This is a genomic window from Brevibacterium sp. CCUG 69071 (assembly GCF_021023135.1).
Classification (GTDB): Bacteria; Actinomycetota; Actinomycetes; order Actinomycetales; family Brevibacteriaceae; genus Brevibacterium.
In genome coordinates this window covers 424,644-450,048 of the sequence record NZ_PGFV01000001.1, presented here as the reverse complement: position 1 = coordinate 450,048, position 25,405 = coordinate 424,644, and the positions used below count along the sequence as shown (strand labels likewise).

Below are 25,405 nucleotides of genomic sequence, written 5' to 3'. Positions count from 1 at the left end.
ATCCGGGGACGCTCCCAAAACGAAACCGCGTGCAGTCGAATTCGACTGCACGCGGCTCTCAACTTACAAGAAGGGGGTTCAGGCGCCCTTCATGTCCTTGCGGCCGGGAACGTATTCCCAGTGCCAGAGTTCGTAGGAATTGCGCTGGGCCCAGTCGGGATTCTCCCAGCCGTACTTCTTCGCATTGGCGACGAGCCAGTCGTACTGTTCGCCGGTTCCACTCGAGGTGCCGGCACCGAGGTCGACGGCGAGGCCCAATCCGTGATTCGAGGTTCCGGGACGAGCAGCGAATCCCGGTTTGCGGGCGGCCACGGAGATCTGGGATTCCAGGGAGCGATAGGAATCGGTCACGGCGAGATCCTTGCCGGTGTCCTTCTTGAAGGCCGCATTCATCTTGGCGAAGGAGACTGCCGCGTCGGTGCGCAGTTTGTGATCGCCGATGCCGATCTTGCACAGCCATTCGTCGGGCAGTTCGCCGTTGGAGACGTCCCCGGAGGGAGCTTTGCCATCGCAACCGGGAAGCACGGTCTTGGTGATGGCGCGCGAGGCCGCCTCGGCCTTCGTCTGCTTGGCGCTCGGAGCGCCGATCGCCATCGAGGTCTTGTCGTCCTTATCGAGCTGGACATCGGCCGAGACCGACTCTGCGTTGATGGCCTGCGGCTGTGACTGGGCAGCTGTCTCGTCGACCTTGACTTCCTGCTGTCCGCTCATGTTGCCTGCGATCATCACCGCCGCGATAGCCGTTCCGGTCACCGACACCGTCGCCAGGGCTGAGGCCGTGGTGATGCGACGAAGACGAACCGAGCGCAGCAGCGAACCGTCCGAACCGCGGCTGCCCAAACGGGTGGCGACGGAGGCGGGACTGCCGTGGCCTGCTGCGGCGAACGTGCTGTGCGAGCGCTCGGTCTCCTTGGCCATCGCTGCGCGGCGAGGAGATCCCTGGAGGGCCCGCGCCTCGGCGGCCATGGCGGCACGGCGAGGTGAGAGTGCGGAGGTGTCTGTGTGCGAAGGCCGCGACTCCTGCGTCGCGGACTTCCGGGTGAAGAGCGCTGAACCCTTGGAGGAGGCTTCCTGCTTGCGCAGATCGCGTCGGCGAACCGGCGGCGCCTCGACGGTCGAGGACTGACTCGACATAGTGCTCCATACTGTTGACTGTCGGATGTACCTCGGGCCCAAGAACGTCGGCGCCCGAAAAGCTTATGTCACAACACTATAACGACCCCGTTACCAAATGTCACCTTTCGTTCATACTAGGCGCGTGACCAGCGAATATTCCGGTTTCGGTGTGTCGCAGACCACGCAGATGCGGGAAAGACGGTGCTCCGGAGTGCTGTTTTCGTTACATATCGTTACACATCCGGGGCGACGATGCGGGCCCCATCACAGATGAGGCCCGCATCGTGTGCGAGATCACGGCCCCGCCGGACCGAGCACGGCCGCCGAGTCCATGGCCTCGGAGCCCTGCCGCCGTATCCGGTCAGCCGTCGAAGCGGCCGCGCTGCATCGCGTCCTGCACCTCGCCGACGAGCTCTTCGAGCACATCTTCGAGGAACAGCAGTCCCAGCACCGTCGCCTCGGCATCGATGACACGGGCGACGTGTATGCCGGCCTTCTGCATCTGCGCCAGCGCCTCCTCGACCTCATCACCGGCGGTGACGGTGAACAGCGGCCGGAAGCGCTTGGCCGGCACCGGTGCGTCGTATTCGACGTCGCTGTCGGCGTAGAGGACGTCTTTGATGTGCAGATAGTCCTGCGGGTAGCCGTCCGCGGAGACTACGAAGTAGCGGGAGAATCCTGTCTTGCCGACCAGGGTGACGAGCTCGTCGGGAGTCACCTTGTCCGAGATCGTGATGAGCTCGGACATCGGCACCATGATGTCCGCGGCGGTCTTGTCGCTGAACTCAAGGGCGCCCTTGAGCAGTCCGGTGTCATCGGAGAGCAGACCTTCGCGCTTGGATTCGGCCACGATCGATTCGACCTGTTCGATCGTGTAGGCCTCATTGACCTCGTCGCGAGCCTCGACCTTCATCAGGTGGAGGACCCAGTTCGCCAGACCGTTGAGCGGCCTGATGACGAACCCGAACACGCGGGCCAGGAAGACGAGCGGGGTCGCCAGGATCATCACGGCCTGCGCCGATGTCGCCAGGGCGATGTTCTTGGGCACCATCTCACCGATGACCACGTGCAGATAGGTGACCACGCCGAGGGCGAGGACGAAGGAGATCGTCGAGGACAGGCCCGCGGGAATGCCGAGGCCTTCGAGCGGCCCGGCGAGCAGATGGTGGATCGCCGGTTCTGCCACATTTCCCAACAGCAGAGAGCAGACGGTGATGCCCAGCTGGCAGATCGCCAGCATCAGCGAGACATGCTCCATGGCATAGAGGGCAGTCTTGGCGGCCCCTGAGCCCTCCGCCGCACGCGGTTCGATCTGTGAGCGCTTGGCAGCGACCACGGCGAACTCCGCGGCGACGAAGAAGGAGTTGCCCAGCAGCAGGACGACCAACCAGACGAGTCCGAACCAATCGGCGCTCATCGGCTCTCACCTCGCTGTTCGTAGGCCGTGGCATCCGTGGCGCGCAGCACCACCCGCAGTCGTTCGATCCGGCGTCCGTGCATCCGCTCGACGCGGATCAGTGCGTCATCGGTGCGCACACTGTCCCCGGGTTCGGGAATGTGGCCGAGTTCCTTGAGGACGAATCCGGCGAGGGTCTCGTAGTCCGAGTCCTCGGGGATGTCGATCCCGATCGTCGACGAGATCTCGTCGGGTCGCAGCTGCCCGGGCACGATCCAGGTGCCGTCACGAGCCGGGCGTGCGGCCACTCGCATCCGATCGTGCTCGTCGGCGACCTCGCCCACGAGCTCCTCGACGACGTCCTCGAGCGTGACGACTCCGGCGGTGCCGCCGAATTCGTCGACGACGACCGCCATCTGCAGTCCCTGGGCGCGCAGCTCCATGAGCAGCGGGTCGAGTCGGAGGGTCTCCGGGATCTCGGTGACCTCGGTCATCAACCCTCCGGCGTAGGCATCGTCGCGATTGGACAGGGGCACGGCGAAGGCCTGTTTGACGTGGACGACGCCGACGATGTGGTCTTTGTCCTCCCCCGCCACGGGGAATCGCGAGTAACCGGTCTCGCGGGCCTGTTCGATGATCTGTCGGGCGGTGGTGTCTTTGACCACCGAGGACATTCTCGTCCGCGGGGTCATCACGTCCTCGGCGCTGCGCTCGGAGAAGCTCAGCGTCCGCTCGAGCAGATCCGCGGTCTGCTCATCGAGCATGCCCTCCTCCGCAGAGTGGCGCACCAGCGAGGTCAGCTCTTCGGGAGAGCGCCCCACGGAGCCCTCCTCCTGCGGCTCGATGCCCATCGACAGCAGGATCTTATTCGCGGTCCCGTTGAGCATGGCGATGATCGGCTTGAACACGATCGAGAAGACGTACTGCATCGGTGCCGCGATCCGACCGGTGGCCAGAGGCACGGCGATCGCGAGGTTCTTGGGCACGAGTTCGCCGAAGATCATCGACAGGATGGTCGAGGCGATGAGCGCGATCGTCAGCGCCAGCGGTGCCGCCAGGCCGGGGCCGACACCCCAGGACTCGAACACGGGTGCCAGCAGCTTCCCGAGCGAGGGCTCCATGAGATAACCGGTGAGCAGCGTCGTGATCGTGATGCCCACCTGTGCCGCAGAGAGCTGGGTGGACAGGTGGGTCATCGACTGGCGCAGGGTCTTCGCGCCGACGACACCGTCTTCGACCGCCTTGTCGGCGGTGTGACGATCGAGGGTGAGGAGGGAGAATTCTGCGGCCACGAAGACGCCCGTGCCGAGAATGAGGATCAGAGCGAGGGCGAGGAACAGCCATTCCATCAGTGACGATCCCTGCCGTTCGCGGTCAGGAGATCTCTGTGTGTGTATCGATCGACCCGCTTGAGGGGATAGGGGTCATCGTCTGGGGCGCCGGCTTCCCGCCGGCCGGGACTGTCACTGTGCATGGAAGAATCCTACCAACTCCGGGCGAGTGGTCGGCCCTCCTCATAACCGGCCGCGCTCTGCACGCCCACGGTGGCACGATCGACGAATTCCTCGAGATTGCGGGCCCCGGCATAGGTGAAGGAGCTGCGCACTCCCGAGGTGATGCCGTCGAGGAGGTCCTCAACCCCAGGAGATTGTGGGTCGATGTACATCGTGGACGCAGAAATGCCCTCTTCGAACAGGCCTTTGCGGGCCCGCGAGAATGCCGATTCCGTCCGGGTCCGATTCGCCACCGCACGCGCCGAGGCCATTCCGAAGCTCTCCTTGTACTTCCGTCCCTCTCCGTCGAGCAGGAGGTCGCCCGGGGATTCGTGGGTGCCGGCGAACCATGAGCCGATCATCACCTGAGAGGCTCCGGCCGCCAGTGCCAAGGCCACGTCCCGGGGGTAGCGGACTCCCCCGTCGGCCCAGACGTGCGCGCCCAGCTCGCGGGCCGCCTCGGCGCATTCGCGCACCGCAGAGAACTGCGGTCGTCCCACGGCCGTCATCATCCGGGTCGTGCACATGGCGCCCGGTCCGACTCCGACCTTGATGATCTGCGCGCCCGCAGAGACGAGGTCCCGGACGCCGTCACCGGTGACGACGTTGCCTGCGACGATCGGCACACCGAGATCGGCACCGGCGATCGCACTGAGCGCATCGAGCATCTTCACCTGGTGGCCGTGGGCGGTGTCGACGACGAGCACGTCTGCCCCTGCCTCGACTAGGGCCTGTGCGCGTTCCACGGCCCTGCCGTTGACCCCGATGGCCACCGCGATCTTGAGTCTGCCGCGGTCATCGACGTTGGGTCCGTAGATCGATGAGCGCAGCAGCGACTTCGGAGTCAGGCAGCCGAGCACCATGTTCTCCTCGTCGACGACCGCGGCGAAGGCCGCCCGCGCCTCATTCATCGATTCGTAGAGGGATTCGAGCTGCGCCTCGTCGTTCCAGTCGATCTCGGAGGCGCGCAGCACGTGGGGCGAGGATTCGAGGAGATCCGACACCGAGGTGAAGCGATCGACGTCTCCCAGGCCCGCGGCATCGATGACGCCTTCGAGACGGCCGGCATCATCGACGACGACGCCGAAGCCGTGGGGGCGTTTGGCCAGGACGTGCAGGGCGCTGAGCACGGTGTCGTCCGGGGAGAATCGCAGCGCCGATTCGAAGATCCGATCGCGGCTCTTGACCCACTTGATCGTGTCCACGGCGGCGGTCAGGGGAATGTCCTGGGGAAGCACGGCGAGACCGCCTCGGCGCGCCATCGTCTCGGCCATTCTCCGGCCCGACACGGCTGTCATGTTCGCGGCCACGATCGGGGTCGTCGACGCCGTCGGATCGACCGTGGTGAGGTCGACGTCGAAACGCGAGGTCAACATGGACGAGTTGGGGACGAGGAACACATCGGAGTAGGTCAGATCGGTGTTCGGGTCATTTGAGATGAAACGCATAACACTATTGTCCCTTATGTGCACATAAGAGGGCACATCGCGTTAGGCTGGTCATGTCGTTAAGCAGCAATTCTTGAATCAGGAAGTAGGCGATCAACGCCGTGTCCGTCAATACTCCGAACCGCACCGTCGACGACTTCGGGTCGAATGAATGGTTGGTCGAGGAATTGTATGAGCAGTACAAGTCAGATAAGAACTCGGTCGACAAGTCCTGGTGGCCGTTCTTCGACAAGTACGAGAAGAACAGCGGAGGCGACAAAGCCTCTGCTGGCACCAAGCCCACCGGCGGATCGGGTGCACAGGCGAAGTCCGCTGCCCCCACGAAGCCTGCGGCGAAGTCCGCGGCGAAGGGCCCGACCGAGTCCTCGGCCGCTGAGCCCGCAGCGAAGGAGACGTCGCGAGGCGTGTCTCCCTCGACTGCCGAGACCGAGACGCTGAAGGCCGAGACGAAGTCCGTGCCGAAGGTCGTCGTCAAGGAAGCCGAGCCCAAGCCGGCACCCGAGGAGACCGTCACCCCGCTGCGCGGACCTGCCAAGCTCATCGCCAAGAACATGGATGACTCGATCGAGGTGCCCACGGCCACCTCGGTGCGGGCGCTGCCTGCCAAGGCGCTCATCGACAACCGCATCGTCATCAACTCCCACCTCAAGCGCACGCGCGGCGGGAAGGTCTCCTTCACCCACCTGATCGGCTTCGCCGTCATCCGCGCGCTGAAGAACTTCCCCTCGCAGAACGTCTCCTACGACGTCCGCGACGGCAAGCCCGTGATGGTCTCACCGGCGCACATCAACTTCGGTCTCGCGATCGACGTCCCGAAGAAGGACGGCACGCGCAGCCTTCTGGTGCCCAATGTGAAGAAGGCCGAGACCCTGACCTTCCGCCAGTTCGTCGATGCCTACGACGGCCTCGTCGACAAGGCCCGCCAGGGCAAGCTCACCGCCGATGACTTCGCCGGGACCACCGTGTCGCTGACGAACCCCGGCGGCATCGGCACCGTGCATTCGGTGCCGCGCCTGACCAAGGGCCAGGGCTGCATCATCGGCGTCGGCGCACTCGACTACCCGGCCGAATTCCAGGGTGCGAGCCAGCAGACGATCAACAAGCTCGCTGTCTCGAAGGTGCTGACACTGACCTCGACCTACGATCACCGCGTGATCCAGGGCGCCGGTTCGGGTGAGTTCCTCAAGCTCGTCCACGGCTACCTGCTCGGCGAAGACGGCTTCTACGACGACGTCTTCGAGTCCCTGCGACTGCCCTATGAGCCGGTGCGCTGGGTGCCCGACGTCTCGGCGGAGGACCAGGACGACGTCAACAAGACCGCGCGCGTCATCGAGCTCATCGACGCCTACCGCACCCGCGGTCACCTGATGGCCAACATCGACCCCCTGGTCTACCGTCAGCGGTCCCACCCGGATCTCGACATCAACCAGCACGGACTGACGCTGTGGGACCTCGAACGCGAGTTCCCCACTGGCGGTTTCGGCGCCAAGGCGATGATGCCCTTCCGCAGCATCCTCGGACTGCTGCGCGACAGCTACTGCCGGACCATCGGCTTCGAGTACATGCACATCGCCGATCCTCTGCAGCGGCGCTGGTTCCAGGCCAAGATCGAGGTTCCCCATCAGGAGCTCACCCGCTCGGAGCAGGGACACATCCTCGGTCGCCTCAATGCCGCCGAGGCCTTCGAGACATTCCTGCAGACGAAGTACATCGGGCAGAAGCGCTTCAGCCTCGAAGGTGGCGAGTCCGCGATCGTCCTCCTCGATGAGATCCTCAACCAGTCGGCCGATTCCGGTCTCGACGAGGTCGCCATCGGCATGGCCCACCGCGGTCGGCTCAATGTGCTCACGAACATCGCCGGAAAGAGCTATGCGCAGATCTTCCGCGAGTTCGACGGCACCATGTCCCCCGACAGCGTGCAGGGCTCCGGAGATGTCAAGTACCACCTCGGCACTCAGGGCTCCTTCACCTCCCCCGCCGGCAACTCGACCGATGTCTACGTCGCGGCGAACCCCAGCCACCTCGAGACGGTAGACCCGATTCTCGAGGGAATCGTCCGCGCCAAGCAGGACGTCGTCGACCAGGGTGAGGCAGGATTCACTGTCCTGCCGGTCCTCGTCCACGGCGATGCCGCCTTCGCCGGACAGGGTGTGGTGACCGAGACGCTCAACCTCTCGGAGCTGCGCGGCTACCGCACCGGCGGCACCATCCACGTCATCATCAACAACCAGGTCGGGTTCACAACGCCGCCCGCCTCGGCGCGGTCCTCGTTCTACTGCACGGACGTGGCCAAGTCGATCAACGCCCCGATCTTCCACGTCAACGGCGATGATCCCGAGGCTGTCGTCCACGCCTCCCGCCTGGCCTTCGAATACCGGCAGGAATTCAACCGCGATGTCGTCATCGACCTCGTGTGCTACCGCCGCCGCGGACACAACGAGGGAGACGATCCCTCGATGACCCAGCCGCTGATGTACTCGCTGATCGAGAAGAAGGGCTCGGTGCGCAAGGTCTACACCGAGTCGCTGGTCGGCAGGAAGTGCATCACCGACGACGAGGCCGCCGAGGCGCTCAAGGACTACCAGTCGAAGCTGGAATCGGCCTTCGCCGAGACCAAGGAGGCCGAGACCGGTCCCTACGACGGCAATGCGTTCAACAACCCGCATGTGCCCAGCGACATCGAAGCGTTCAACGACGCCGAGACGGCGATCAGCCCCGAGACGCTCACCCGCATCGGTGAGGCCTTCGCTGAGATTCCCGAGGGCTTCACCATCCACAAGAAGCTGCGGGCGCTGCTCGAGAAGCGCAAGGAGATGTCGCTCTCCGGCGGCATCGACTGGGGCTTCGCCGAGCTCATCGCCTTCGGGTCGCTCCTCATCGACGGGGTCCCGGTGCGACTGGCCGGTCAGGATTCGCGTCGCGGAACCTTCGTTCAGCGCCATTCGGTGCTCATCGACTCCGTCAACGGCAACGAGTGGACACCGCTGCAGAACCTCAGCGACGATCAGGCCCGCTTCTGGGTCTACGACTCGCTGCTGAGCGAGTACGCCGCGGTCGGCTTCGAGTACGGCTATTCGGTCGAGCGCAAGGATGCCCTGGTGGCTTGGGAAGCCCAGTTCGGCGACTTCGCCCAGGGTGCCCAGTCCGTCATCGACGAGTTCATCACCTCTTCCGAACAGAAGTGGCAGCAGAACTCCGGTGTGGTCATGCTCCTGCCCCATGGCTATGAAGGGCAGGGTCCCGATCACTCCTCGGCCCGCATCGAGCGTTACCTGCAACTGTGCGCGGAGTCGAACATGACGGTCGCACTGCCCTCGAACGGAGCCTCCTACTTCCATCTGCTCCGTCGCCATGCGATGACGACGAACAAGCGCCCGCTCATCGTCTTCACGCCGAAGTCGATGCTGCGACTCAAGGCAGCGGCGAACTCCCCCGAGGAGTTCACCTCGGGCACCTTCGAGCCGGTCATCGACGATTCCACCGTCGATGCCGAGCAGGTCGATCGCGTGGTCCTCGTCTCCGGCAAGCTCTACTGGGACCTCAAGGCCCAGCGCGAGAAGTCCGAGGACACGAAGACCGCACTCGTCCGGGTCGAGCAGCTCTACCCGCTCGATGCGGAGGCCATCACCGCCATCCTCGATCGCTACCCGGCCTCGGCCGAGCTCATCTGGGCTCAGGAGGAGCCGGAGAACCAGGGAGCATGGCCGTTCATGGCGCTCAACCTGCCCGAGATCCTCGGCGACCGTGAGCTGACCGTGGTCGCCCGTACCGCTTCGGCCGCCACCGCCACCGGACTCAAGCACCTCCATGAGCTGCAGCAGCAAGAGGTCGTCGACCGGGCCTTCCGCCGGTGAGCAGCGAAACCTCGACGACCGTTGCGGTGATCGGCGGCCCCTTGGTCGCCGGTCACGGCGACGGCCGCGGGCTCGGCTGGGTCGGTCGCGTCACCGCGCGAACCCTGCCCAGCCTGCCCGAGCTCAAGGTCTATCCCCTGGCTGTCCCCCATGAGGATTCCTCGGGGCTGCATGCCCGCACGATCGCCGAGGCGACCCTGCGGTTCAGCTCCGACAGCGACAATCGTCTCGTGCTGGCCCTGGGATCGGGAGACCTCGACACGGGTCGGTCCGTGGCTCGGGCCCGTCTCGATGTGGCCAATGTCCTCGACGAGGCTTTGGCTCGAAAGGTCTCCGCCTTCGTCATCGGACCGCCCCCCGAACACGATTCGGACCGCAATCGGGGAATCGCCGAACTCAATGCGAGCTTCTCCGATGTCGCCAAACGGCGCGGCATCGCCTATGTCGACACCTTCACTCCCCTGCTGGGCCACCCGGTCTGGCAGCGGGAGCTCGCTTCGTCACGTGATCATCTGCCGGCTCAGGAAGGCTATGGACTCCTGGCGTGGCTGGTACTTCACCGCGGCTGGTTCCAGTGGCTCGGTGTCCAGGACGTCCTCGGCGACTGACCTGGAGCGACCCTCCGTGACAGGCTTTGCCCTCACCGGGCGATCATGAGAGAATTAACCGTCTATTGAAGGAGTGCTGCTATGAGCAAGCGTGGCCGTAAGCGTCGCGACCGCCGCCGTTCCAAAGCGAACCACGGCAACCGTCCGAACAGCTGATGCGCTGAATCATCACGCGCATGACGAGGGCGGGAAGAGTGATCACACTCTTCCCGCCCTCGTCTTCGTTCATCTGCCGTCTGCGTAAATCTGCGACGTTGCCCTGCGGATGCTGCCGCGCCTGCTCTGCTGCAGGCTCGCAACGGCTTCCGGCTGAGTTGCCGGCCAGTTCAGTTGTCGGGTCAGTTGCTCGGCCGGCTCAGTTGCCCGTCTGGCTCAGTTGCCGGGCCAGATGGACTGGGACTGCTCCGCGGCGATCCGCTGTCGGATCTTCTCCCGGAGTCCCATCGGAGCCTGCTCACGAGAACAGGACCTGCGCACGAGTTCCTTGAGGAGTGCTTCGATCTCGTACTCGTCATGGCACGAGGGGCAATGATCGAGGTGAATCGAGATCTCGCGGATCTCGGTCGTCGTCAGCTCACCGTCGAGATAATGGTAGATGCGAGTCAGCGATTCGGCTCGGACGCTCTCGCAGCATTCGTCTCCGCTCATTTCGCACCTCCTTCATGCTTCCCGAAGCCGCGATCGGCGGCATAGTCGGCCAGCATCTCGCGCAACTGACGACGTCCACGGTGCAGGCGCGACATCACTGTGCCGATCGGCGTGTCCATGATCTCGGCGATCTGCTTGTACGGCAGACCTTCGACATCCGCATAGTAGACGACCATCCGGAAATCCTCCGGCAGCGACGACAGTGCTTCCTTGACATCGGTGTCGGGCAGGTGGTCGAGTGCCTCGAGCTCAGCCGAGCGTCCTCCGGACGAGGTGTGGCTCGCGGCCTGGGCGATCTGCCAGTCCTCGATGTCCTCGCTGCCGTGCTCCTGCGGCTGGCGCTGCTTCTTCCGATAGTTGTTGATGAAGGTGTTCGTCAGGATCCGATAGAGCCACGCCTTGAGATTGGTGCCCGGAGTGTACTGATGGAAGGCAGCATAGGCCTTCGCATACGCCTCCTGCACGAGATCCTCGGCATCGGCAGGATTGCGGGTCATCCTGAGGGCCGCGGCGTAGAGCTGGTTGAGGTATTCCAGAGCGTCGCGCTCGAACCGGGCCGAACGCTCGGCCTCGGTTTCGGGGACTTCTTTGACTGATTCGGTCATCGTCCTCAATGGTACGCCCGTTCTCTCCAAGACGGCAGTGACGCTCATAGACATCTCCTTCTGCCTGACGACGTGGCGGCGGGGATCGCCCGCTGCATATGTTCATCCGGTCAACACCACCTCGCGGTCCCACTATTCCCGTGACAACCGTTATGCTTGCCAATGAGATGCCCGCCACGGAGGAAGGACCCTAGTGTCTCCCATCAGATTCATCGCTCGGCCCATGCTGGCCGCCGGTTACATCATCAACGGCGTCGAACGACTGCGCCGCCCCGAAGCGGCTGCCGCCTCGATCGGTCCCCTGCTGACTCAGGCTCGCAAGCAGGTCGACATCCCCCTCGATGCGCCGACCATCGCCCGTGCCACCGGGGCCGCTCAGGTCGCCGCGGGTTCCCTTCTGGCCATCGGCCGGTTCCCCCGCATCAGTGCCACCATCCTCGTCGGCACCTACTTGCTCGACACCGTCGGTGAGCGCCTCTCTGCCGAGAAGGCGACGTCGAAGGACGACAAGAAGGCCCGCAACGAGCGGACGTTGCTGCGCACCTCCATGCTCGGCGGCGCACTCCTGGCCAGCGTCGACACCGCCGGTCGCCCCGGACTGTGGTGGCGCACCCAGCATGCCGCAGAAGATCTGTGGTCGACGGTCGAGGATACGTCCAAACAGGCAATGAGCGCTCTTGGCGTCGACTGACACTCCCCCGCACACACCACCGGCAACCGGTGACTGGTTGGCACCGGTCGCCGGTTCCGGTGTCACTGCAGCAGTTACGGTCCCCGGTTCCAAATCTCTGACCAACCGCTATCTCGTTCTGGCTGCCTTGGCCGAATCCGCCTCTGATCTGCGCGGCTGGCTGCGCAGCCGCGACACTCTGCTGATGATCGAGGCGCTGCGGTCCCTCGGTGCTGTCATTGTGGAGGACGGCGATACGCTGCGCATCGACCCCATCGATTTCGGTGCCCACACCGCCCCCGGCGCGGATCACGACGGCACCCCGATCACCATCGACTGCGGTCTGGCCGGAACTGTGATGCGCTTCGTTCCGCCCTTGGCCGCAGCCACAGGCCGTGAGGTCATCCTCGACGGCGACGAGCAGGCTCGCGTGCGTCCCATGTCGGTGACGATCCAGGCCCTTCGCAGCCTCGGCGCTTCGATCAGCTCGGACGATGACCGGCTGCCGCTGCGGATCCACCCCGGCTCGCAGCTGCGCGGCGGTCACCTCGAAATCGACGCCAGCGCCTCCAGCCAGTTCGTCTCCGGACTGCTGCTGGCCGCTCCCGTCATGCCGCTGGGCATCGAACTGGCCAATATCGGCTCCGCCGTGCCCAGCCGCACCCACGTCGACATGACCCTCGAGGTCCTCGCCGATGCCGGCGTCGATGTCTCCGAACCCGCGCCCGAGCATTGGACCGTCGAGCCGGGCCTGCCGCGGGGACTCGATGTGCGCGTGGAACCTGACCTGTCGAATGCCGCCGCCTTCGCAGCCGCGGCACTGGCCACCGGCGGCGAAGTCACCATCCGTGATTGGCCGGCCCACACCACTCAGGCCGGAGACGGGTTCCGCGCCATCGCCGAGGCCTTCGGTGGATCCGCGGTGCTCGATCGCGAAGGCCTGCGCGTGCGTGGGCCGCAGACCCTGCGTGCCGTCGATCTCGATCTCTCGGCCGTCGGGGAGCTCACTCCCGTGGTCGCCGCACTTGCCGCACTGGCCAGGGGCACCTCCCACCTGCGCGGAATCGGACACCTGCGCGGTCACGAGACCGACCGCCTCGCAGCGCTGCGACGTGAGCTCGGAGCCATCGGAGTCGCCGTCGAGGAGCATCCTGACGCGCTGACGATCACCGGTTCGAACGATCTGCGTCCCGGCATCTGGCACACCTATCATGACCATCGCATGGTCATGGCCGGCGCGGTCCTCGGCCTGCGCGATCGCGGACTGACGATCGAGAATGCCGCCACCGTGGCCAAGACGCTGCCCGAGTTCACGCAGCTGTGGGAAGCCATGCTCGACCTCGGCGCCTGAGATGACCCGGATCTATCGCGAAGAGGACTATCGCCCGCGCCCGAATCGTCGCGGTTCACGACCGCGGACGAAGAACCGCCCTGAGCACAGCTCGGCGGTGACCGGTCTGGTCACCGCCGTCGATCGGGGTCGCTATCGAGTCGTCCTCACCGATTCGGCCGATGGCTTCCCGACGGCCGGGGCGGCAGAGAGCTCCGACCCGGCTCACGTGAACCAGGTGACCGCGGTACGGGCCTCGAATCTGCGCAAGCAGGCCATCGTCCCCGGGGACATCGTCCGCCTCGTCGGCGACACCTCGGGTGCCGACGGCACGCTGGCCCGCCTCGTCGAGATCACTGAGAGGCGCACCCTGCTGCGGCGCAGCGCCGATGACATCGACCCCAGCGAACGCGTCATCGTCGCCAATGTCGACCGCATGGGCATCGTCACCGCGACCGCCGACCCCGAGCCCTCCTACGGACTCATCGACCGTGCCCTCGTGGCCGCCTACGACGCCGACATCACTCCCCTGCTCATCGTCACGAAGACCGACCTGAAATCGGCCGCTGAGATCACGGAGCGCTTCGCCGCCACCGGGGTCGACATTGTCGCCTCCGGGCTGACGGAGGACGGAGAAATCGCCGACCCCACCGTCTTCGAGCGGCTCAATGGCCACCTCAGCGTCCTCGTCGGCCACTCCGGGGTCGGCAAGTCAACCCTGATGAACGCCCTCGTCCCAGCCGCAGAACGCGCCACCGGAGACGTCAACGATGTCACCGGGCGCGGCCGCCACACCTCATCCTCGGCGGTCTGTCTACCTCTCAACGGGGGCGGCTGGCTCGTCGACACTCCCGGTGTGCGCAACTTCGGACTCGCCCACGTCGACCGGGAGACCCTGCTCTCGGCGTTCCCCGAACTCGTCGAAGCCACCGCCGACTGTCCACGTGGATGTTCGCATCTGGCGGATTCTCCCGGCTGCCGACTCGACGATTGGGTTGCCGACGGGCACGGCGGCCCCGGCGGTGTCTCACGATTGGATTCGCTGCGCAGGCTGCTGCCGGCATCTGGATAAGGTGATGTCATGAACGACCTCGAGCTGGCAGCCGAACTCGCCGACCTCGCCGATTCCATCAGCCACCGGCACTTCATCGCCCAGGACTTCACCGTCGAGACCAAACCCGATCTCACCCCCGTCACCGAATGCGACCGAGCCGTGGAGCAGGCCATCATGGACCGCCTCGGCGAGGCCCGTCCCGACGACAGCGTCCTCGGTGAGGAATTCGGCTCTCACGGAACCTCGCCGAGGCGGTGGATCGTCGACCCCATCGACGGGACGAAGAACTTCGTCCGCGGCGTCCCGATCTGGGCGACCCTCATCTCCCTCTACGACGGTGAGACGCCGGTCCTCGGCCTCGTCTCGGCCCCGGCCCTCGGGCGTCGGTGGTGGGCGCAGACCGGCCAAGGAGCGTTCGCTCAGGCTCTCGGACAGCCGGCCAGGCGGATTCACGTCTCCGAGGTCGACGATCTCGGCGATGCCTCCCTGTCCTATGCCTCATTGGACGGGTGGAAGGAACTGGGGATCATCGAGGAGTTCCTCACGCTGTGCGCCTCGATGTGGCGGACCCGCGGCTATGGTGACTTCTACTCCTACATGCTGCTGGCCGAAGGCGCCGTCGATCTGGCCTGCGAGCCCGAGCTGGCTCTCTACGATATGGGCGCCTTGGTGCCCATCGTGCTCGAGGCCGGCGGAACCTTCACGAACACGGCCGGAGCGCCCGGACCGTTCGGGGGCAACGCCGTGGCCAGCAACTCCAGACTTCACGAGGCAGCCCTCGACATCTTAGGACACATCGAACCGGCAGGGCCTGCCGACTGATTCGGCGGGTTCGTGCGCAGTCGAGTCCGCACGACCGCCTGCCACCCACCGCAGAAAGGGATGACATGCCTGATGTCCGGAAGGCCACGCTGTGGCACGACATGGCGGAAGCAGCTGGACTGACCAACCCGGACGGGTCGATCGGTGAGACGATCTACGGGCAGATGACCAAGTTCGCCAGCGAAATCGGTGCCGTCAACCTCGGGCAGGGTGCCCCAGGCACAGAACCACCGGCCGCGCTCATCGATGCCACCACCGCGGCCATGCGGGAGGGATACAACCAGTACGCCCCCGGTCAGGGCTTTCCGCAGCTGCTCGACGCCATCGCCGACCAGCGCCGTCGTGACTTCGGACAGTCGGTGTCGGCCGAGCAGGTTCTCTATACCGCCGGGGCCACCGAAGGCCTGACTGCGGCGATCCTCGCGCTGCTGCCCAGGGGCGGGACGGTGCTGGCCTTCGAACCCTTCTACGACTCGTATCCGGCCGCGATCACTGCGGCCGGCGGCTCACTGGTGACCGTGCCGATCCTGCCCACTGCCGGCGGAGGCTTCGCACCTGACTGGGATCTCTTCGACAGAACTGTCGCTGAGCACACACCTGCCGTCATCCTCGTCAACACCCCGCACAATCCCACCGGATTCGTCTTCAGCGCCTCCGATCTGGCTCATATCGGCGAAGCGGCTGGAAGTGTCGATGCCTGGGTGCTCACCGATGAGGTCTACGAGCAGCTCATCCTCGACGACCGCTCACATGTGCCGCCGGCAGTGGCTGTGGCCGACCCCTCGCGGGTGGTCACCGTCTCCTCGGCGGGAAAGTCCTGGAACACCACGGGATGGAAGATCGGCTGGGTGATCGCCGAACCGGAGGTCCGCGAGGCGATCCAGGCAGTCAAGCAGTTCCTCACCTTCACCGCCGGTGGACCGATGCAGATCGGTATGGCACGGATGCTCTCCGAAGGACCGGGCTTCGTCGAGGAGAATCGCGCCTCCCTGCGGGCCCGCGCCGAGGTGCTGGTGCCGGCCTGCCGGGCGGTCCCGGGTGCTCATGTCTCGACGCCGGGAGCGGGCTACTTCACCGTCGTCGACTTCTCGGCTCTGACCGATCTCGACGCCTTCGCCCTCAATGATCTCTTGGCCCGCGAGTTCTCCCTCGTGGGCATCCCCGTGCCGGCCCTGTGCCGCGAGGGCAGTCCGGCCTACGAGGTCTATCGCACCTCGATCCGCTATTCCTTCTGCAAATCCGTGGCCGACGTGGATCAGGGGGCGCAGCTGTTCCTGGCACTGGCAGCACGGCTGCGCGAGCGGCCCGACGCCTTGCGCGGGGCCGCTCGGTGACTTGAGTGGGTGACAGCAGCCATCGGCGGTTGTCGGGGGCTTCCGGCGGCTGTCGGGGGCCGGCAGGAGCTGACAGGAGTTGCTGGCGGCGCAGCGGCGGAGGACGGCAGCTGGGGGCACGACAGCAGCTGGCGATGAATAGACAGAAGGGGTGAAACGCTGGATCAGCGTTTCACCCCTTCTGACGATCGAGCCTGTGCCGATCGCACCTGTGCCGTTCGCGCCTGTGCGGATCGACCAGCATCGCGGCGAGTGTTCAGTTCGCCGCAGCGATCAGGGCTCCGGAGCTAAGTTCGGCGGAACGATCAGGTGAGGCCTCGATGAGGCTGGGACATTCAGGCCTTGACGAGCTCGAGTTCGAGGTCGATCTTGACCTTGTCCGAGACGAGCAGTTCGCCGCCGCCGAGCACGGCCTCGAACTCCATGCCGAAGTCCTTGCGGTTGACGGTGGTCGATGCGGACATGCCGGCGACCTGGTTTCCGTTGGGATCGGTGGCGACTCCGCCGAATTCGGTGGCGAAGGCGACTTCCTTGGTCACACCGCGCATGGTGAGCTCGCCGACGATCTCGAACTCATCGGCCGACTCGGCCTTGACGGTGGTCGAGGAGAAGGTCAGCTTGGGGTGCTGATCTGCCTGGAAGAAGTCACCGCTCTTGAGGTGGCCGTCGCGCTGTTCGTTGCGGGTCGTGATCGAGTCGACCACAGCCTCGGCGGAGACCGAGCTGTCCTCGAGGTTCTCAGCGACGGTGACCACTCCGCCGATCTCTTCGAACTGGCCGCGGACCTTCGAGACGCCGGCGTGACGAGCGGTGAAGGTGAACTCGGAGTGCACCGGGTCGATGTTCCAGGTTCCGGCGGTGAGTCCCTTGGGCAGAGCAGACATGATTTCTCCTTTTGGTTGAAATTTGAAGTACAGAAGCGACTATAGTTTAGTTTTCAATCACACGCAAGTGTCGGGACGATCTTTCTTGATTGAGCGGAAACCCTGGCCTTCAGCACCTATCCTGCTCCCCTCTCTGCAACCGGCAGGTGAACCCGAGGTGACCGTGTGGCAAAGGTCACTGGTCACCGGTTTGGAATGTCTGATTACGCTCGTGTAAAGTTAAGAACACGCCGCGGGGTGGAGCAGTTCGGTAGCTCGCCGGGCTCATAACCCGGAGGTCGGAGGTTCAAATCCTCCCCCCGCCACCAAAGTGGCAGAACCCCCAGTCAGTTCATCTGGCTGGGGGTTCATCTCATTCACATCGCCTACATTCCGGTCCCACCCGCGTAGACCCGCCCGCGAAGACCCCTTGGCCCGGGATTGTTCGGCTGCTTCCGAGCAGAATCCGCTCTGATTCTGCTCGGAAGCAGCCGAACAATCGCCAGGACATCGCTTCCTACGCCCCATGCCCGTCAGAAACCTCACCGCACGCCGGAAGCCTCGCCTGCACGTCAGCAGCCGCCCCTGCAGGTGAGCAGCCTCCGCCAAACGTGATAGCCCACGTGATCGCCTTCCCTCCCCCACACTGCACGAGAAACGGCTGACGCTCCCGGGAACAATCTCCCGGGAGCGTCAGCCGTTTTGCGGTGATGGCTCACCGGCACGGGCGGCGTAGTCTCAACGACTCAGCCGACCGCGCCGTCGCGTGGCCTCAGTTGCCTCCGCCGTCTCCTGCCTCATCGGCAGGCGCGGAGGCCGGAGCCGAAGCCCCATCCTCGGCGATCGAGGGATCGGCTTCCACCGCATCGTCGATCGCGTTCTTCAGGCGCTCCTGAGCCTTTCCGTACTCCTCGAAGTCACCGTCCTTCAGCGCGGCGTCGGAGTCCTCCATGGCCTTCTTCGCCTCCTGCAGGGCGTCGTTGAGGCCCTTGTTGTCAGAGGCGCCGCCCGAGTCACCGGACTCGTCTCCGCTGCTCGAGGAGCCCGATTCGCCGTTTCCGCTGTCCTCGGTGCCGGCGTCACCGGCCTGGGCACCGGAGTCACCGCCGAAGACCTGGTCGAGAGCCTCATCGAGGGTCGGAGCGAATCCGATGTCCTCACCGAAGGCGACCAGGACGTGCTGGAGCAGCGGGTAGGAGGTCTCACCGGCAGAGCGCACATACACCGGCTGCACGTAGAGCAGTCCCCCACCGACGGGAAGAGTCAGCAGGTTGCCGTTCTGCACCTCGGACTCACCCTGTCGCAACAGGTTGAGGCTGCGCTGGACGTCAGGAGCGGTGTTGAAGTTGTTCTGCGCCTGCCCGGGACCGGGCACAGTCGTGTTGCGCGGCAGCTGCAGCAGCCTGAGCTTGCCGTAGTTCTCGGCGACCTCACCCTTCGTGCCGCCCGCATCCGCATCGGCCGAGAGGAAGCCGGTGAGGTTGTTCCGCGACTGTCCCTCGGAGGAGCGAGCCGGAATATAGGAGCTCGTCAGTGAGAACGACGGCGACTGCTGTCCCGGCATCTGCAGAGTCATGTAGAACGGCGGCTGAGTCAGTCCGCTGTTCGCGCTCTTCGTCGGATCCGTCGGCAGGGTCCAGAAGTCCTGACCGGTGTAGAACTCACTGGCGGAGCTCACGTGATACTGGGTGAGCAGATCGCGCTGAACCTTGAACAGATCCTCGGGATAGCGCACGTGGCTCATCAGTTCACTGGACATCTCGGAAGCCGGCTTGATCAGGTCGGGGAAGATCTTCATCCAGGTCTTGAGAACCGGATCGTCCTTGTCCCACTGGTACATGTCGACACTGCCGTCGTAGGCGTCGACGGTGATCTTGACCGAGTTCCGGATGTAGTTGACCTCGTCATCCGGCAGTGTGGCGACCGAGTTCGGCGCCGTGGCGGTCGTCGAGTCCTCCGTCGCCTCCTGCAGCGGCTGCGGAGTCGAGTACGGGTAGTCCTCGGCCGTGGTGTAGCCGTCGAGGATCCATTTGATCTTGCCGTCGACGACCGCCGGGTAGGGGTCGCCGTCGATCTTGAGGAACGGAGCCAGCTTCTCGATGCGCTCACGCGGGTGGCGATCGAAGAGGATCTGCGAATTGTCGTTGACCGCGTCCGAGAGCAGGATCTGCTCGTCCTGGTATTTCAGGGCGAAGGCAAGTCGGTTGAACAGGCCGCCGATGGACGGACCGCCGTCGCCGGTGAAGGTGTTGTTGACCTGGCCGGAGCCGCTGTCCTCGTCAGAGGGGTAGTCGAGCTCGCGCGGGGTCGCACCGTCCTCGGCACCGACGATCGAATAGTCCGGTGAACTCTCACCGAAGTACACCCGCGGTTCGTAGTCCGGGAAGTCTCCCTTGGGCGGAATGTCCGATTCCATGAACGTCGGCTCGCCGTCAGGGTTGCGCTGGTTGCCGTTGGCGGCGACCACACCGAATCCGTGGGTGTAGACGATCGCCCGGTTGTACCAGCTCTGGCTGTTCACCGAACTCGGAGCAAGCTCACGCACGGCGATGACGGTATCGCGCATCTGCCCGTCGATGTCGTAGCGATCGACGTCGAGCTGCTGCGGGAAGGAGTAGTAGGGCCGCACCTGCTGCAGCTGTCGGAACGTGTCCGAGACGAGGTTCGGATCGAGCAGTCGGATCGAGGCCGCGGTCTCCGCGTCCTCACGCAGGGCTCCCTTCTCACCGCTCGTGCTCGGCTCATAGGGAGTGACCTCGATATCGTCGAAGCCGAAAGCCTCACGCGTGGCATCGATGTTGTGCTGAATGTACTCGGACTCGAGACTCTGCTGCGAGGGACCGACTTGGAACTGCTGGATCAGCGCGGGATAGGCGATGATCGAGATTCCGCCCATCACGATGAGGGTGAGGGTCGCGATGATCGAGATCCGCCAGTTGCCCTTCCACGCCGTGTAGACGAAGAGCAGGGCGACCAGCACCGAGGCGATCGCGACGATCGCCATGGCCGGCAGTGCCGCATGGTCGTCGGTGTAGGTGACGCCGGGGACGATGCCGCCGGTCGCGGTCAGGCGCTCGTAGCGGGAGAGCCAGAGACGGCCGGCCTGGACGAGGATGAGCACGGCCACGGTGATGCCCAGCTGCCACTGGGCGGTCTTCGTCAGCGTCACGCCCTTCTGCTCTCCGGGACGGATGCCCCCGAAGAGGTAGTGACCGACGACCGCGGCGATGAGCGAGAGCAGGAGCGCCATGCCCAGCTGGTCGCCGATCAGGCGCAGTCCGGGAAGGATGAAGACGAAGAACGACTTATCCATCCCGAATTCCGGATCCTTCGACCCGAAGGACGAGGAGTTGATCCATTCGAGGACCGTGTTCCAGTGCGCCGAGGCGGTGATGCCGGCGAGCACGCCGACCACGGCCGGGATGGCCAGGGTCGCAACCCTGCGCAGCGGCTCGATCGCCTCACGGTAGCGGTCGAGGTTCTCCTGCCGCGGTGTCGTCGGCGCGTAGACCGGTCGGTTGCGGAACGCCAGGTGCAGGCTCAGCCAGACCGGGACGGCCATGATAATGAAGCCGGCCAGGAAGGTCAGACCGCGAGTGACCCACATGGTGCGGAACACCTGGGAGGCACCGATCTGCTCGAACCACAGGATCTCGGTATAGACCTGGGTGAACGCGATGAATGCGACCAGCAGGATCGCGACGGATACCAGCGTGAGCAGCAGCGGCGAACGTCTGGGCCGATTCGCCGGCATGCGTGCGGAGGTGGGTGAGGACGAAGTGCTCACTACTGCCCTTTCTCATTGGTGTCGGCACCACCGGTCGGGCACTTCGGAAGCTCCGAAGTGTGACCGGCGGCGTACTGCTCCACGGCGTTCTGCGCGTCATCGAGGGTGTCGATGCGCGTCACCGTGATTTTGGACTGGTCTGCGGCGGCCATGACCTCTTCGCAGTTCTCTGCGGGCGACATGAACAGCGTCGCTCCCTGCTCGGTCGAGGCCGCCACCTTCTGTCGTGCCCCGCCGATGGGGCTGACTTTGCCGGAAGGATCGATCTCTCCCGTTCCGGCCACGTGTTTGCCGCCGGTCATGGCGCCCGGCGTGAGTTCGTCGACGATCGCGAGGGCGAACATGGTGCCGGCGGAGGGACCGCCGATGCCCTCGACGTTGAACTTCACGTCGACGGGAAAGTCGAAGCCCTGTTTCATGTTGATCCCGATCGCCTGCCTGCCCTCGATGTTCGCAGGTGTCAGGGAGACGTCGGTGTCTTCGCCGTCGCGGTCGACGACGAGGTCGACGGACTTCGATTTCTGGACGGTCTGACTCATCATCTGCGCCGCAGCCGGATCGGAATCGAGCTTCGTGCCGTTGACGGAGATGATCCGATCCCCCTTGCGCAGCTGACCCTCGGCCGGCGAATCCGGGAGCACCTCGTCGACGAGCAGGTGCACCTCATAGGGCTTGTCGAGCTGCTCCATCGCGGCGGCGACGGCGACATCCTGACTTGAGGACATCTCGACCGCATTGGATTCGGTGACGTCTTCCCGTGTGGTGTCCAGGGGGTAATAGGCCTCGGTGGGAATGACCGTCTCCTTCCCCCGGAGCAGGGCGCCGAGCGCCTGGGAGGCGTAGGTGTCACGCCCCGGCCCGCCGCTGACGGCGACGGTGAGCATGTCGATCCGGCCATCCGTGGGATAGGTCTTGGCTCCGGAGACGCTGATCATGGGCTTGCCCTGATAGTCGCCGAGAGTATTGAAAACCGGACCCGGCAGCTGGAGCATGTACGGAACCGGCAAGAGCACGGCAAGCGCGATGAGGACGTAGGTGAGGACACCTGAGGTCGCGGTCAGACGTGGAGAACGTCGTCGAGTCGCACCACGTGACGATGCTTCTGGCACGGGCACGGCCCGAGGGGCATTCTCTGTCATGTATTCCTTTCGCTGCACCGCCCCACCAGTCTAGTTGAAACCTGACCGTGAGATTCACAGAGTCCTTTCGCCCGGTGCGAACATCGTGCGAAACCTCCCCGAATTGGGAAGCTTCGCACATCCTCAGCGGTTAACGTGTAAGTCAAACCGATTCATGGGGGCTTTGAGAAAATGAGCGACGACGAGAACAACAACGAGCAGAATCCGTTCGAGCAGATCTTCGGGATGCTGTTCGGGCAGGGCGGCCCCGGCGCCGGTCAGGGCGAGAACAGCAACGAGTCCGGGTCGCCCCAAGGGTTCCAGATCGACCCCGCGATGATGGCGACGATCATGAACCAGATGCAGGGGATGTTCGGCCAGGGCGGCAACTCGAGCAATCAGGCCGCATCGATCGCCGAGAAGGCCGTCCCCAAGCCCGACCCTTCGATCAGCGACGAATCGGCGCACGCAACCACGGACGCGTTCCGTCTGGCTGAGCTGTGGCTCGCCGAGGCGACCGAATTCTCAGGTGGGAATCGCTCGGCACGTGCACTGACTCGATCCGATTGGGTCAAGGAGACCATGCCCGGGTGGCAGAAGTTCGTGCTCCCGATCAAGGAGAACATGTCGACCGCTCTGACCGAGACGTTGGAGACTCAGGTTCCGGCGGAGATGAAGGGAATCCTCGCCGGTGCTTCATCGATGTTCGGGTCGATGAGCGATTCGATGTTCGCGATGCAGATCGGTCAGGCCGTCGGGGCCCTGTCCGAAAGCGTGCTCACCGGCACCGAGGTGGGGCTTCCCCTCCTGCCCAATGACTCCGCCGCGCTCGTCGAGACGAACGTCGCCGCGTTCGCCACCGAGATCGACGTCGACGTCTCCGAAGTCCGCATCTACCTGGCCGCACAGGAACTCGCCCATCTGGCGCTGTTCGAACGTGCACCCTGGCTCACCGCCCAGGTCGAGACGGTTCTGACCCGCTACGCCCAGGGCCTCAAGGTGGACACTTCGCAGATCGAGGACATGACCTCCTCGATCGATCCCTCGAACATCTCGGATCTCAGCGACAACATTCGCCAGGGTCTGTTCAACCCGCCGACGACCGAGGACCAGAAGAAGGCCCTGACTTCTCTCGAGAATCTCCTCGCCGTCATCGCCGGCTGGGTCGATGTCGTCGTCTACGCGGCGTGTGCGCACCTGCCGGGCCGCGATCAGATCCGCGAGGCCCTGCGTCGTCGCCGGGCGACTGCCGGTCCGGCCGAGAAGACCTTCTCCACTCTCGTGGGTCTGCAGTTCAACCCGCGCCGTCTCCGCGATGCCGCCGCGCTCTTCGCCTACCTCGAGACGCAGGGCGGACCGGAGGCCCGGGACAAGGTGTTCTCCCACCCGGACCTGTTGCCGACCACTGAGGATCTCGACGATCCCCTCGGCTACTCCGAGCGGAGGCAGGCCGAATGGACGAGCGAGTCGACGCTCGATGAGGCGCTCAGCCGGATCCTCGCCGAAGGACTCGACGGCACCGAAGGCAGTGCCGAAGCCGAGTCCGACACGGAGACCGAGTCCGACAAGGACGCCGCTGAGACCGTGTCCGACACGGATGCCGGCGAGACCGTGTCCGACAGGCGCGCCGACGAGACCGAGGACCGCGAGACGTCGGCCGACGGGCCGGCCGACCGTGAGAAGTCCACCCCCGAATCGGACTCCGAGGACGATGCGTCCGGAGACGACACCGACGAGCGCTGAATGATCGATCTCGACACTGCACGCTCCGAGGTCGATGCCGTCTCGGCCGACAACGTCTTTGCCGGTGATTTCGCACGGCTGTTCGACGAAGCCGGCGCCGCCGCCCTTCGCCGGGAGGGCGGCGAGTCTCACGTCACCGCGAGCTGCCTCGTCTTCGATTCGGAGTCCGAATCCGTGCTGCTCAACCATCATGGCAAAGCAAAGCTGTGGGGTCAGTTCGGCGGTCACCTCGAGCCCGAGGACGACAGTCTGGAATCCGCGGCCGTGCGAGAGGCTCTCGAGGAGAGTGGGCTCGGATCCTTGCAGTGGGTCTCCCCCACGCCGGTCGATCTGCATGTCCACGACCTCTCTGCTGCGTTCGGTCGCTGTCAGCGACACTATGACGTCGTCTATGCCGCCCGAGCCAGAATCACGGACTCACCCGTCGTGTCCGGCGAATCCATCGACGTGCGCTGGTTTCCCTTAAGCGAGCTGCCCGTCGACCTGTTGCCGGATCTCCCGGCACGGCTGCCGGACCTCTACCGTGCGGCCGTCCGGGCCGAGTCACTCAGTTCCCGCGGCTGAAGTGTTCGCCGGCGCTGAATCCCTCGAGGTAGAGCTTGGCCTCGGCCTGACGCGGGTGCCGATCGGCCAGGGCGTGGAACTCCTTCGAATGCTCGCCGATCTGCAGGTGGACGAGCTCATGGACGATGACCGTCTCCAGAACCCATCTGGGGACGCTCTGCAGCCGGTGTGAGACCCGGATGTCTCCGGTGGAGGTGGTCGTCGACGCCCAGCGGGAGACATTCTGATTCGTGACCCAGCGGATCGACTGCGGGCGCAGCCGGCCGCCGAAGTAGCGTCCGCTGAGCTCCGTGGCGAGACGCTCGAGGTCTTCGGCCGATGAATGATCACGAGCGGCGAGACGATTGAGCAGGCTCGTCAGCGATCGGACATTCGCCTCGACGCTGTAGCGCAGGGGCGTTCTCAGCACATAGGTGTCGATCTCCTTGGAGATCGACACCGTCTTCTTCCGGCGCGGCGATCGCCGCACCGTGATATCGCCGCGGGCGATCGCCCGCAGGACCTCTTCCTCATTCCACCGCTGTCTGTCTGCCACCTCCCCATCATAGGAACAGGCACTGACTCAGGAAATCCGCTCGGCATTGTTGTGAGTTTCCTGAGTATCGCCGATCGAGCCTCTCCTCTCCGCTGTCCACAGCCGATTCGTATGATCAGACAGCGCCGGAACAGAAGTGACCTACGATTTCGCGCACCACCTCGTCCGATTGCCGACCACCCAAGGCACCTTTCCTCCACAAGCCCCTCGGCGATTTCCACAACTTATCCACACGCTGTTGACGTGCCTGTGCATGACCCGGCATTGACGGGGCCGCAAATGCAGAATAGGTTCTATGTCTGACCCCGGAAAACCCGGAGATGCGTGCGGAAGGGGAAGCCGCACGGGTCCCCGCGAGCGCCTGGGGCACAATGCGGTTGAGGGCATGTCGGAACACATTTTCCGGCCTGTCCTCAA

Annotated in this window: 20 protein-coding genes and 1 tRNA gene; 11 read left to right on the top strand and 10 right to left on the bottom strand. The window is 64.8% G+C overall.

Features of this window, described 5'->3' with window-relative positions; all coding sequences use genetic code 11:
• Positions 1-78: 78 nt before the first annotated feature.
• From CV023_RS02040 to CV023_RS02025, 4 genes are all read right to left on the bottom strand, one after another.
• Positions 79-1,134, bottom strand: coding sequence for a M15 family metallopeptidase (locus CV023_RS02040; protein ID WP_230743805.1), 1,056 nt, complete (start codon positions 1,132-1,134; stop codon positions 79-81).
• Between the two features lie 343 nt (positions 1,135-1,477).
• Positions 1,478-2,533, bottom strand: a complete 1,056-nt coding sequence (locus CV023_RS02035) for a hemolysin family protein (protein WP_230743804.1) — start codon at positions 2,531-2,533, stop codon at positions 1,478-1,480.
• Positions 2,530-3,861, bottom strand: coding sequence for a hemolysin family protein (locus tag CV023_RS02030; protein ID WP_230743803.1), 1,332 nt, complete (start codon positions 3,859-3,861; stop codon positions 2,530-2,532). The genes CV023_RS02035 and CV023_RS02030 overlap by 4 nt, the downstream gene beginning before the upstream one ends.
• A gap of 134 nt (positions 3,862-3,995) precedes the next feature.
• Positions 3,996-5,453, bottom strand: a complete 1,458-nt coding sequence (locus tag CV023_RS02025) for a GuaB1 family IMP dehydrogenase-related protein (protein ID WP_230743802.1) — start codon at positions 5,451-5,453, stop codon at positions 3,996-3,998.
• Positions 5,454-5,554: 101 nt separating this feature from the next.
• On the opposite strand from CV023_RS02025, the gene CV023_RS02020 reads away from it, so the two are divergent.
• From CV023_RS02020 to CV023_RS19090, 3 genes are all read left to right on the top strand, one after another.
• A complete protein-coding gene (locus tag CV023_RS02020; RefSeq protein ID WP_230743801.1) occupies positions 5,555-9,307 on the top strand; it encodes a multifunctional oxoglutarate decarboxylase/oxoglutarate dehydrogenase thiamine pyrophosphate-binding subunit/dihydrolipoyllysine-residue succinyltransferase subunit in 3,753 nt (1,250 codons plus the stop codon).
• Positions 9,304-9,915, top strand: a complete 612-nt coding sequence (locus CV023_RS02015) for a GDSL-type esterase/lipase family protein (protein WP_230743800.1) — start codon at positions 9,304-9,306, stop codon at positions 9,913-9,915. Before CV023_RS02020 ends, CV023_RS02015 begins: the two co-directional genes overlap by 4 nt.
• Before the next feature lie 81 nt (positions 9,916-9,996).
• Complete coding sequence (locus CV023_RS19090; protein ID WP_369299098.1) at positions 9,997-10,071, top strand: 50S ribosomal protein bL37; 75 nt, start codon at positions 9,997-9,999, stop codon at positions 10,069-10,071.
• Positions 10,072-10,287: 216 nt separating this feature from the next.
• On the opposite strand, the gene rsrA is transcribed toward CV023_RS19090, so the two are convergent.
• Together rsrA and CV023_RS02005 are read right to left on the bottom strand one after the other, a co-directional pair.
• Entirely contained in the window at positions 10,288-10,563 is a 276-nt protein-coding gene (gene rsrA, locus CV023_RS02010; RefSeq protein WP_230743799.1) for a mycothiol system anti-sigma-R factor, read from the bottom strand.
• The gene (locus CV023_RS02005) at positions 10,560-11,168 is read right to left on the bottom strand and encodes a sigma-70 family RNA polymerase sigma factor (RefSeq protein ID WP_230743798.1); all 609 of its coding nucleotides are present in this window, start codon (positions 11,166-11,168) and stop codon (positions 10,560-10,562) included. Before CV023_RS02005 ends, rsrA begins: the two co-directional genes overlap by 4 nt.
• A 193-nt stretch (positions 11,169-11,361) precedes the next feature.
• Between CV023_RS02005 and CV023_RS02000 the strand changes: the two genes are divergently transcribed.
• The 5 genes from CV023_RS02000 to CV023_RS01980 all read left to right on the top strand — a co-directional run bounded on the left by CV023_RS02000 (position 11,362) and on the right by CV023_RS01980 (position 16,378).
• Positions 11,362-11,859, top strand: coding sequence for a DoxX family protein (locus tag CV023_RS02000; RefSeq protein WP_230743797.1), 498 nt, complete (start codon positions 11,362-11,364; stop codon positions 11,857-11,859).
• On the top strand, positions 11,846-13,189 hold the full coding sequence (aroA, locus tag CV023_RS01995; protein ID WP_230743796.1) for a 3-phosphoshikimate 1-carboxyvinyltransferase: 1,344 nt from the start codon (positions 11,846-11,848) through the stop codon (positions 13,187-13,189). The genes CV023_RS02000 and aroA overlap by 14 nt, the downstream gene beginning before the upstream one ends.
• Before the next feature lies 1 nt (position 13,190).
• Positions 13,191-14,240: a ribosome small subunit-dependent GTPase A gene (gene rsgA / locus CV023_RS01990; RefSeq protein ID WP_230743795.1), complete on the top strand. Its 1,050-nt coding sequence runs from the start codon at positions 13,191-13,193 to the stop codon at positions 14,238-14,240.
• A gap of 9 nt (positions 14,241-14,249) precedes the next feature.
• Positions 14,250-15,044: a histidinol-phosphatase gene (hisN, locus tag CV023_RS01985; RefSeq protein WP_230743794.1), complete on the top strand. Its 795-nt coding sequence runs from the start codon at positions 14,250-14,252 to the stop codon at positions 15,042-15,044.
• 65 nt (positions 15,045-15,109) lie between these two features.
• Complete coding sequence (locus tag CV023_RS01980) at positions 15,110-16,378, top strand: aminotransferase class I/II-fold pyridoxal phosphate-dependent enzyme (protein ID WP_230743793.1); 1,269 nt, start codon at positions 15,110-15,112, stop codon at positions 16,376-16,378.
• Between the two features lie 335 nt (positions 16,379-16,713).
• Here CV023_RS01980 and CV023_RS01975 read toward each other — a convergent pair whose 3' ends face one another.
• Entirely contained in the window at positions 16,714-17,262 is a 549-nt protein-coding gene (locus CV023_RS01975) for a YceI family protein (protein WP_230743792.1), read from the bottom strand.
• 231 nt (positions 17,263-17,493) lie between these two features.
• Here CV023_RS01975 and CV023_RS01970 point away from each other — a divergent pair.
• A tRNA-Met gene (locus CV023_RS01970) sits at positions 17,494-17,570 on the top strand.
• Between the two features lie 443 nt (positions 17,571-18,013).
• Here CV023_RS01970 and CV023_RS01965 read toward each other — a convergent pair.
• Entirely contained in the window at positions 18,014-21,028 is a 3,015-nt protein-coding gene (locus CV023_RS01965; RefSeq protein ID WP_230743791.1) for a UPF0182 family membrane protein, read from the bottom strand.
• Complete coding sequence (locus CV023_RS01960; RefSeq protein WP_230743790.1) at positions 21,028-22,167, bottom strand: YlbL family protein; 1,140 nt, start codon at positions 22,165-22,167, stop codon at positions 21,028-21,030. Before CV023_RS01960 ends, CV023_RS01965 begins: the two co-directional genes overlap by 1 nt.
• Positions 22,168-22,338: 171 nt before the next feature.
• Here CV023_RS01960 and CV023_RS01955 point away from each other — a divergent pair, with 171 nt between their 5' ends.
• Positions 22,339-23,889, top strand: a complete 1,551-nt coding sequence (locus CV023_RS01955) for a zinc-dependent metalloprotease (protein WP_230743789.1) — start codon at positions 22,339-22,341, stop codon at positions 23,887-23,889.
• Positions 23,890-24,453, top strand: a complete 564-nt coding sequence (locus tag CV023_RS01950) for an NUDIX hydrolase (RefSeq protein WP_230743788.1) — start codon at positions 23,890-23,892, stop codon at positions 24,451-24,453.
• Here the strand turns inward: CV023_RS01950 and CV023_RS01945 are convergent.
• Complete coding sequence (locus tag CV023_RS01945) at positions 24,437-24,988, bottom strand: M48 metallopeptidase family protein (RefSeq protein ID WP_230743787.1); 552 nt, start codon at positions 24,986-24,988, stop codon at positions 24,437-24,439. The genes CV023_RS01950 and CV023_RS01945 overlap by 17 nt on opposite strands.
• Between the last annotated feature and the right edge of the window lie 417 nt (positions 24,989-25,405).

Coding starts and splice junctions, on each gene's coding strand:
- CV023_RS02040 (WP_230743805.1), bottom strand. CDS start 1,134: ATGTCGAGTCAGTCCTCGACCGTCGAGGCGCCGCCGGTTCGCCGACGC.
- CV023_RS02035 (WP_230743804.1), bottom strand. CDS start 2,533: ATGAGCGCCGATTGGTTCGGACTCGTCTGGTTGGTCGTCCTGCTGCTG.
- CV023_RS02030 (WP_230743803.1), bottom strand. CDS start 3,861: ATGGAATGGCTGTTCCTCGCCCTCGCTCTGATCCTCATTCTCGGCACG.
- CV023_RS02025 (WP_230743802.1), bottom strand. CDS start 5,453: ATGCGTTTCATCTCAAATGACCCGAACACCGATCTGACCTACTCCGAT.
- rsrA (WP_230743799.1), bottom strand. CDS start 10,563: ATGAGCGGAGACGAATGCTGCGAGAGCGTCCGAGCCGAATCGCTGACT.
- CV023_RS02005 (WP_230743798.1), bottom strand. CDS start 11,168: ATGACCGAATCAGTCAAAGAAGTCCCCGAAACCGAGGCCGAGCGTTCG.
- rsgA (WP_230743795.1), top strand. CDS start 13,191: ATGACCCGGATCTATCGCGAAGAGGACTATCGCCCGCGCCCGAATCGT.
- hisN (WP_230743794.1), top strand. CDS start 14,250: ATGAACGACCTCGAGCTGGCAGCCGAACTCGCCGACCTCGCCGATTCC.
- CV023_RS01980 (WP_230743793.1), top strand. CDS start 15,110: ATGCCTGATGTCCGGAAGGCCACGCTGTGGCACGACATGGCGGAAGCA.
- CV023_RS01975 (WP_230743792.1), bottom strand. CDS start 17,262: ATGTCTGCTCTGCCCAAGGGACTCACCGCCGGAACCTGGAACATCGAC.
- CV023_RS01960 (WP_230743790.1), bottom strand. CDS start 22,167: ATGACAGAGAATGCCCCTCGGGCCGTGCCCGTGCCAGAAGCATCGTCA.
- CV023_RS01955 (WP_230743789.1), top strand. CDS start 22,339: ATGAGCGACGACGAGAACAACAACGAGCAGAATCCGTTCGAGCAGATC.
- CV023_RS01950 (WP_230743788.1), top strand. CDS start 23,890: ATGATCGATCTCGACACTGCACGCTCCGAGGTCGATGCCGTCTCGGCC.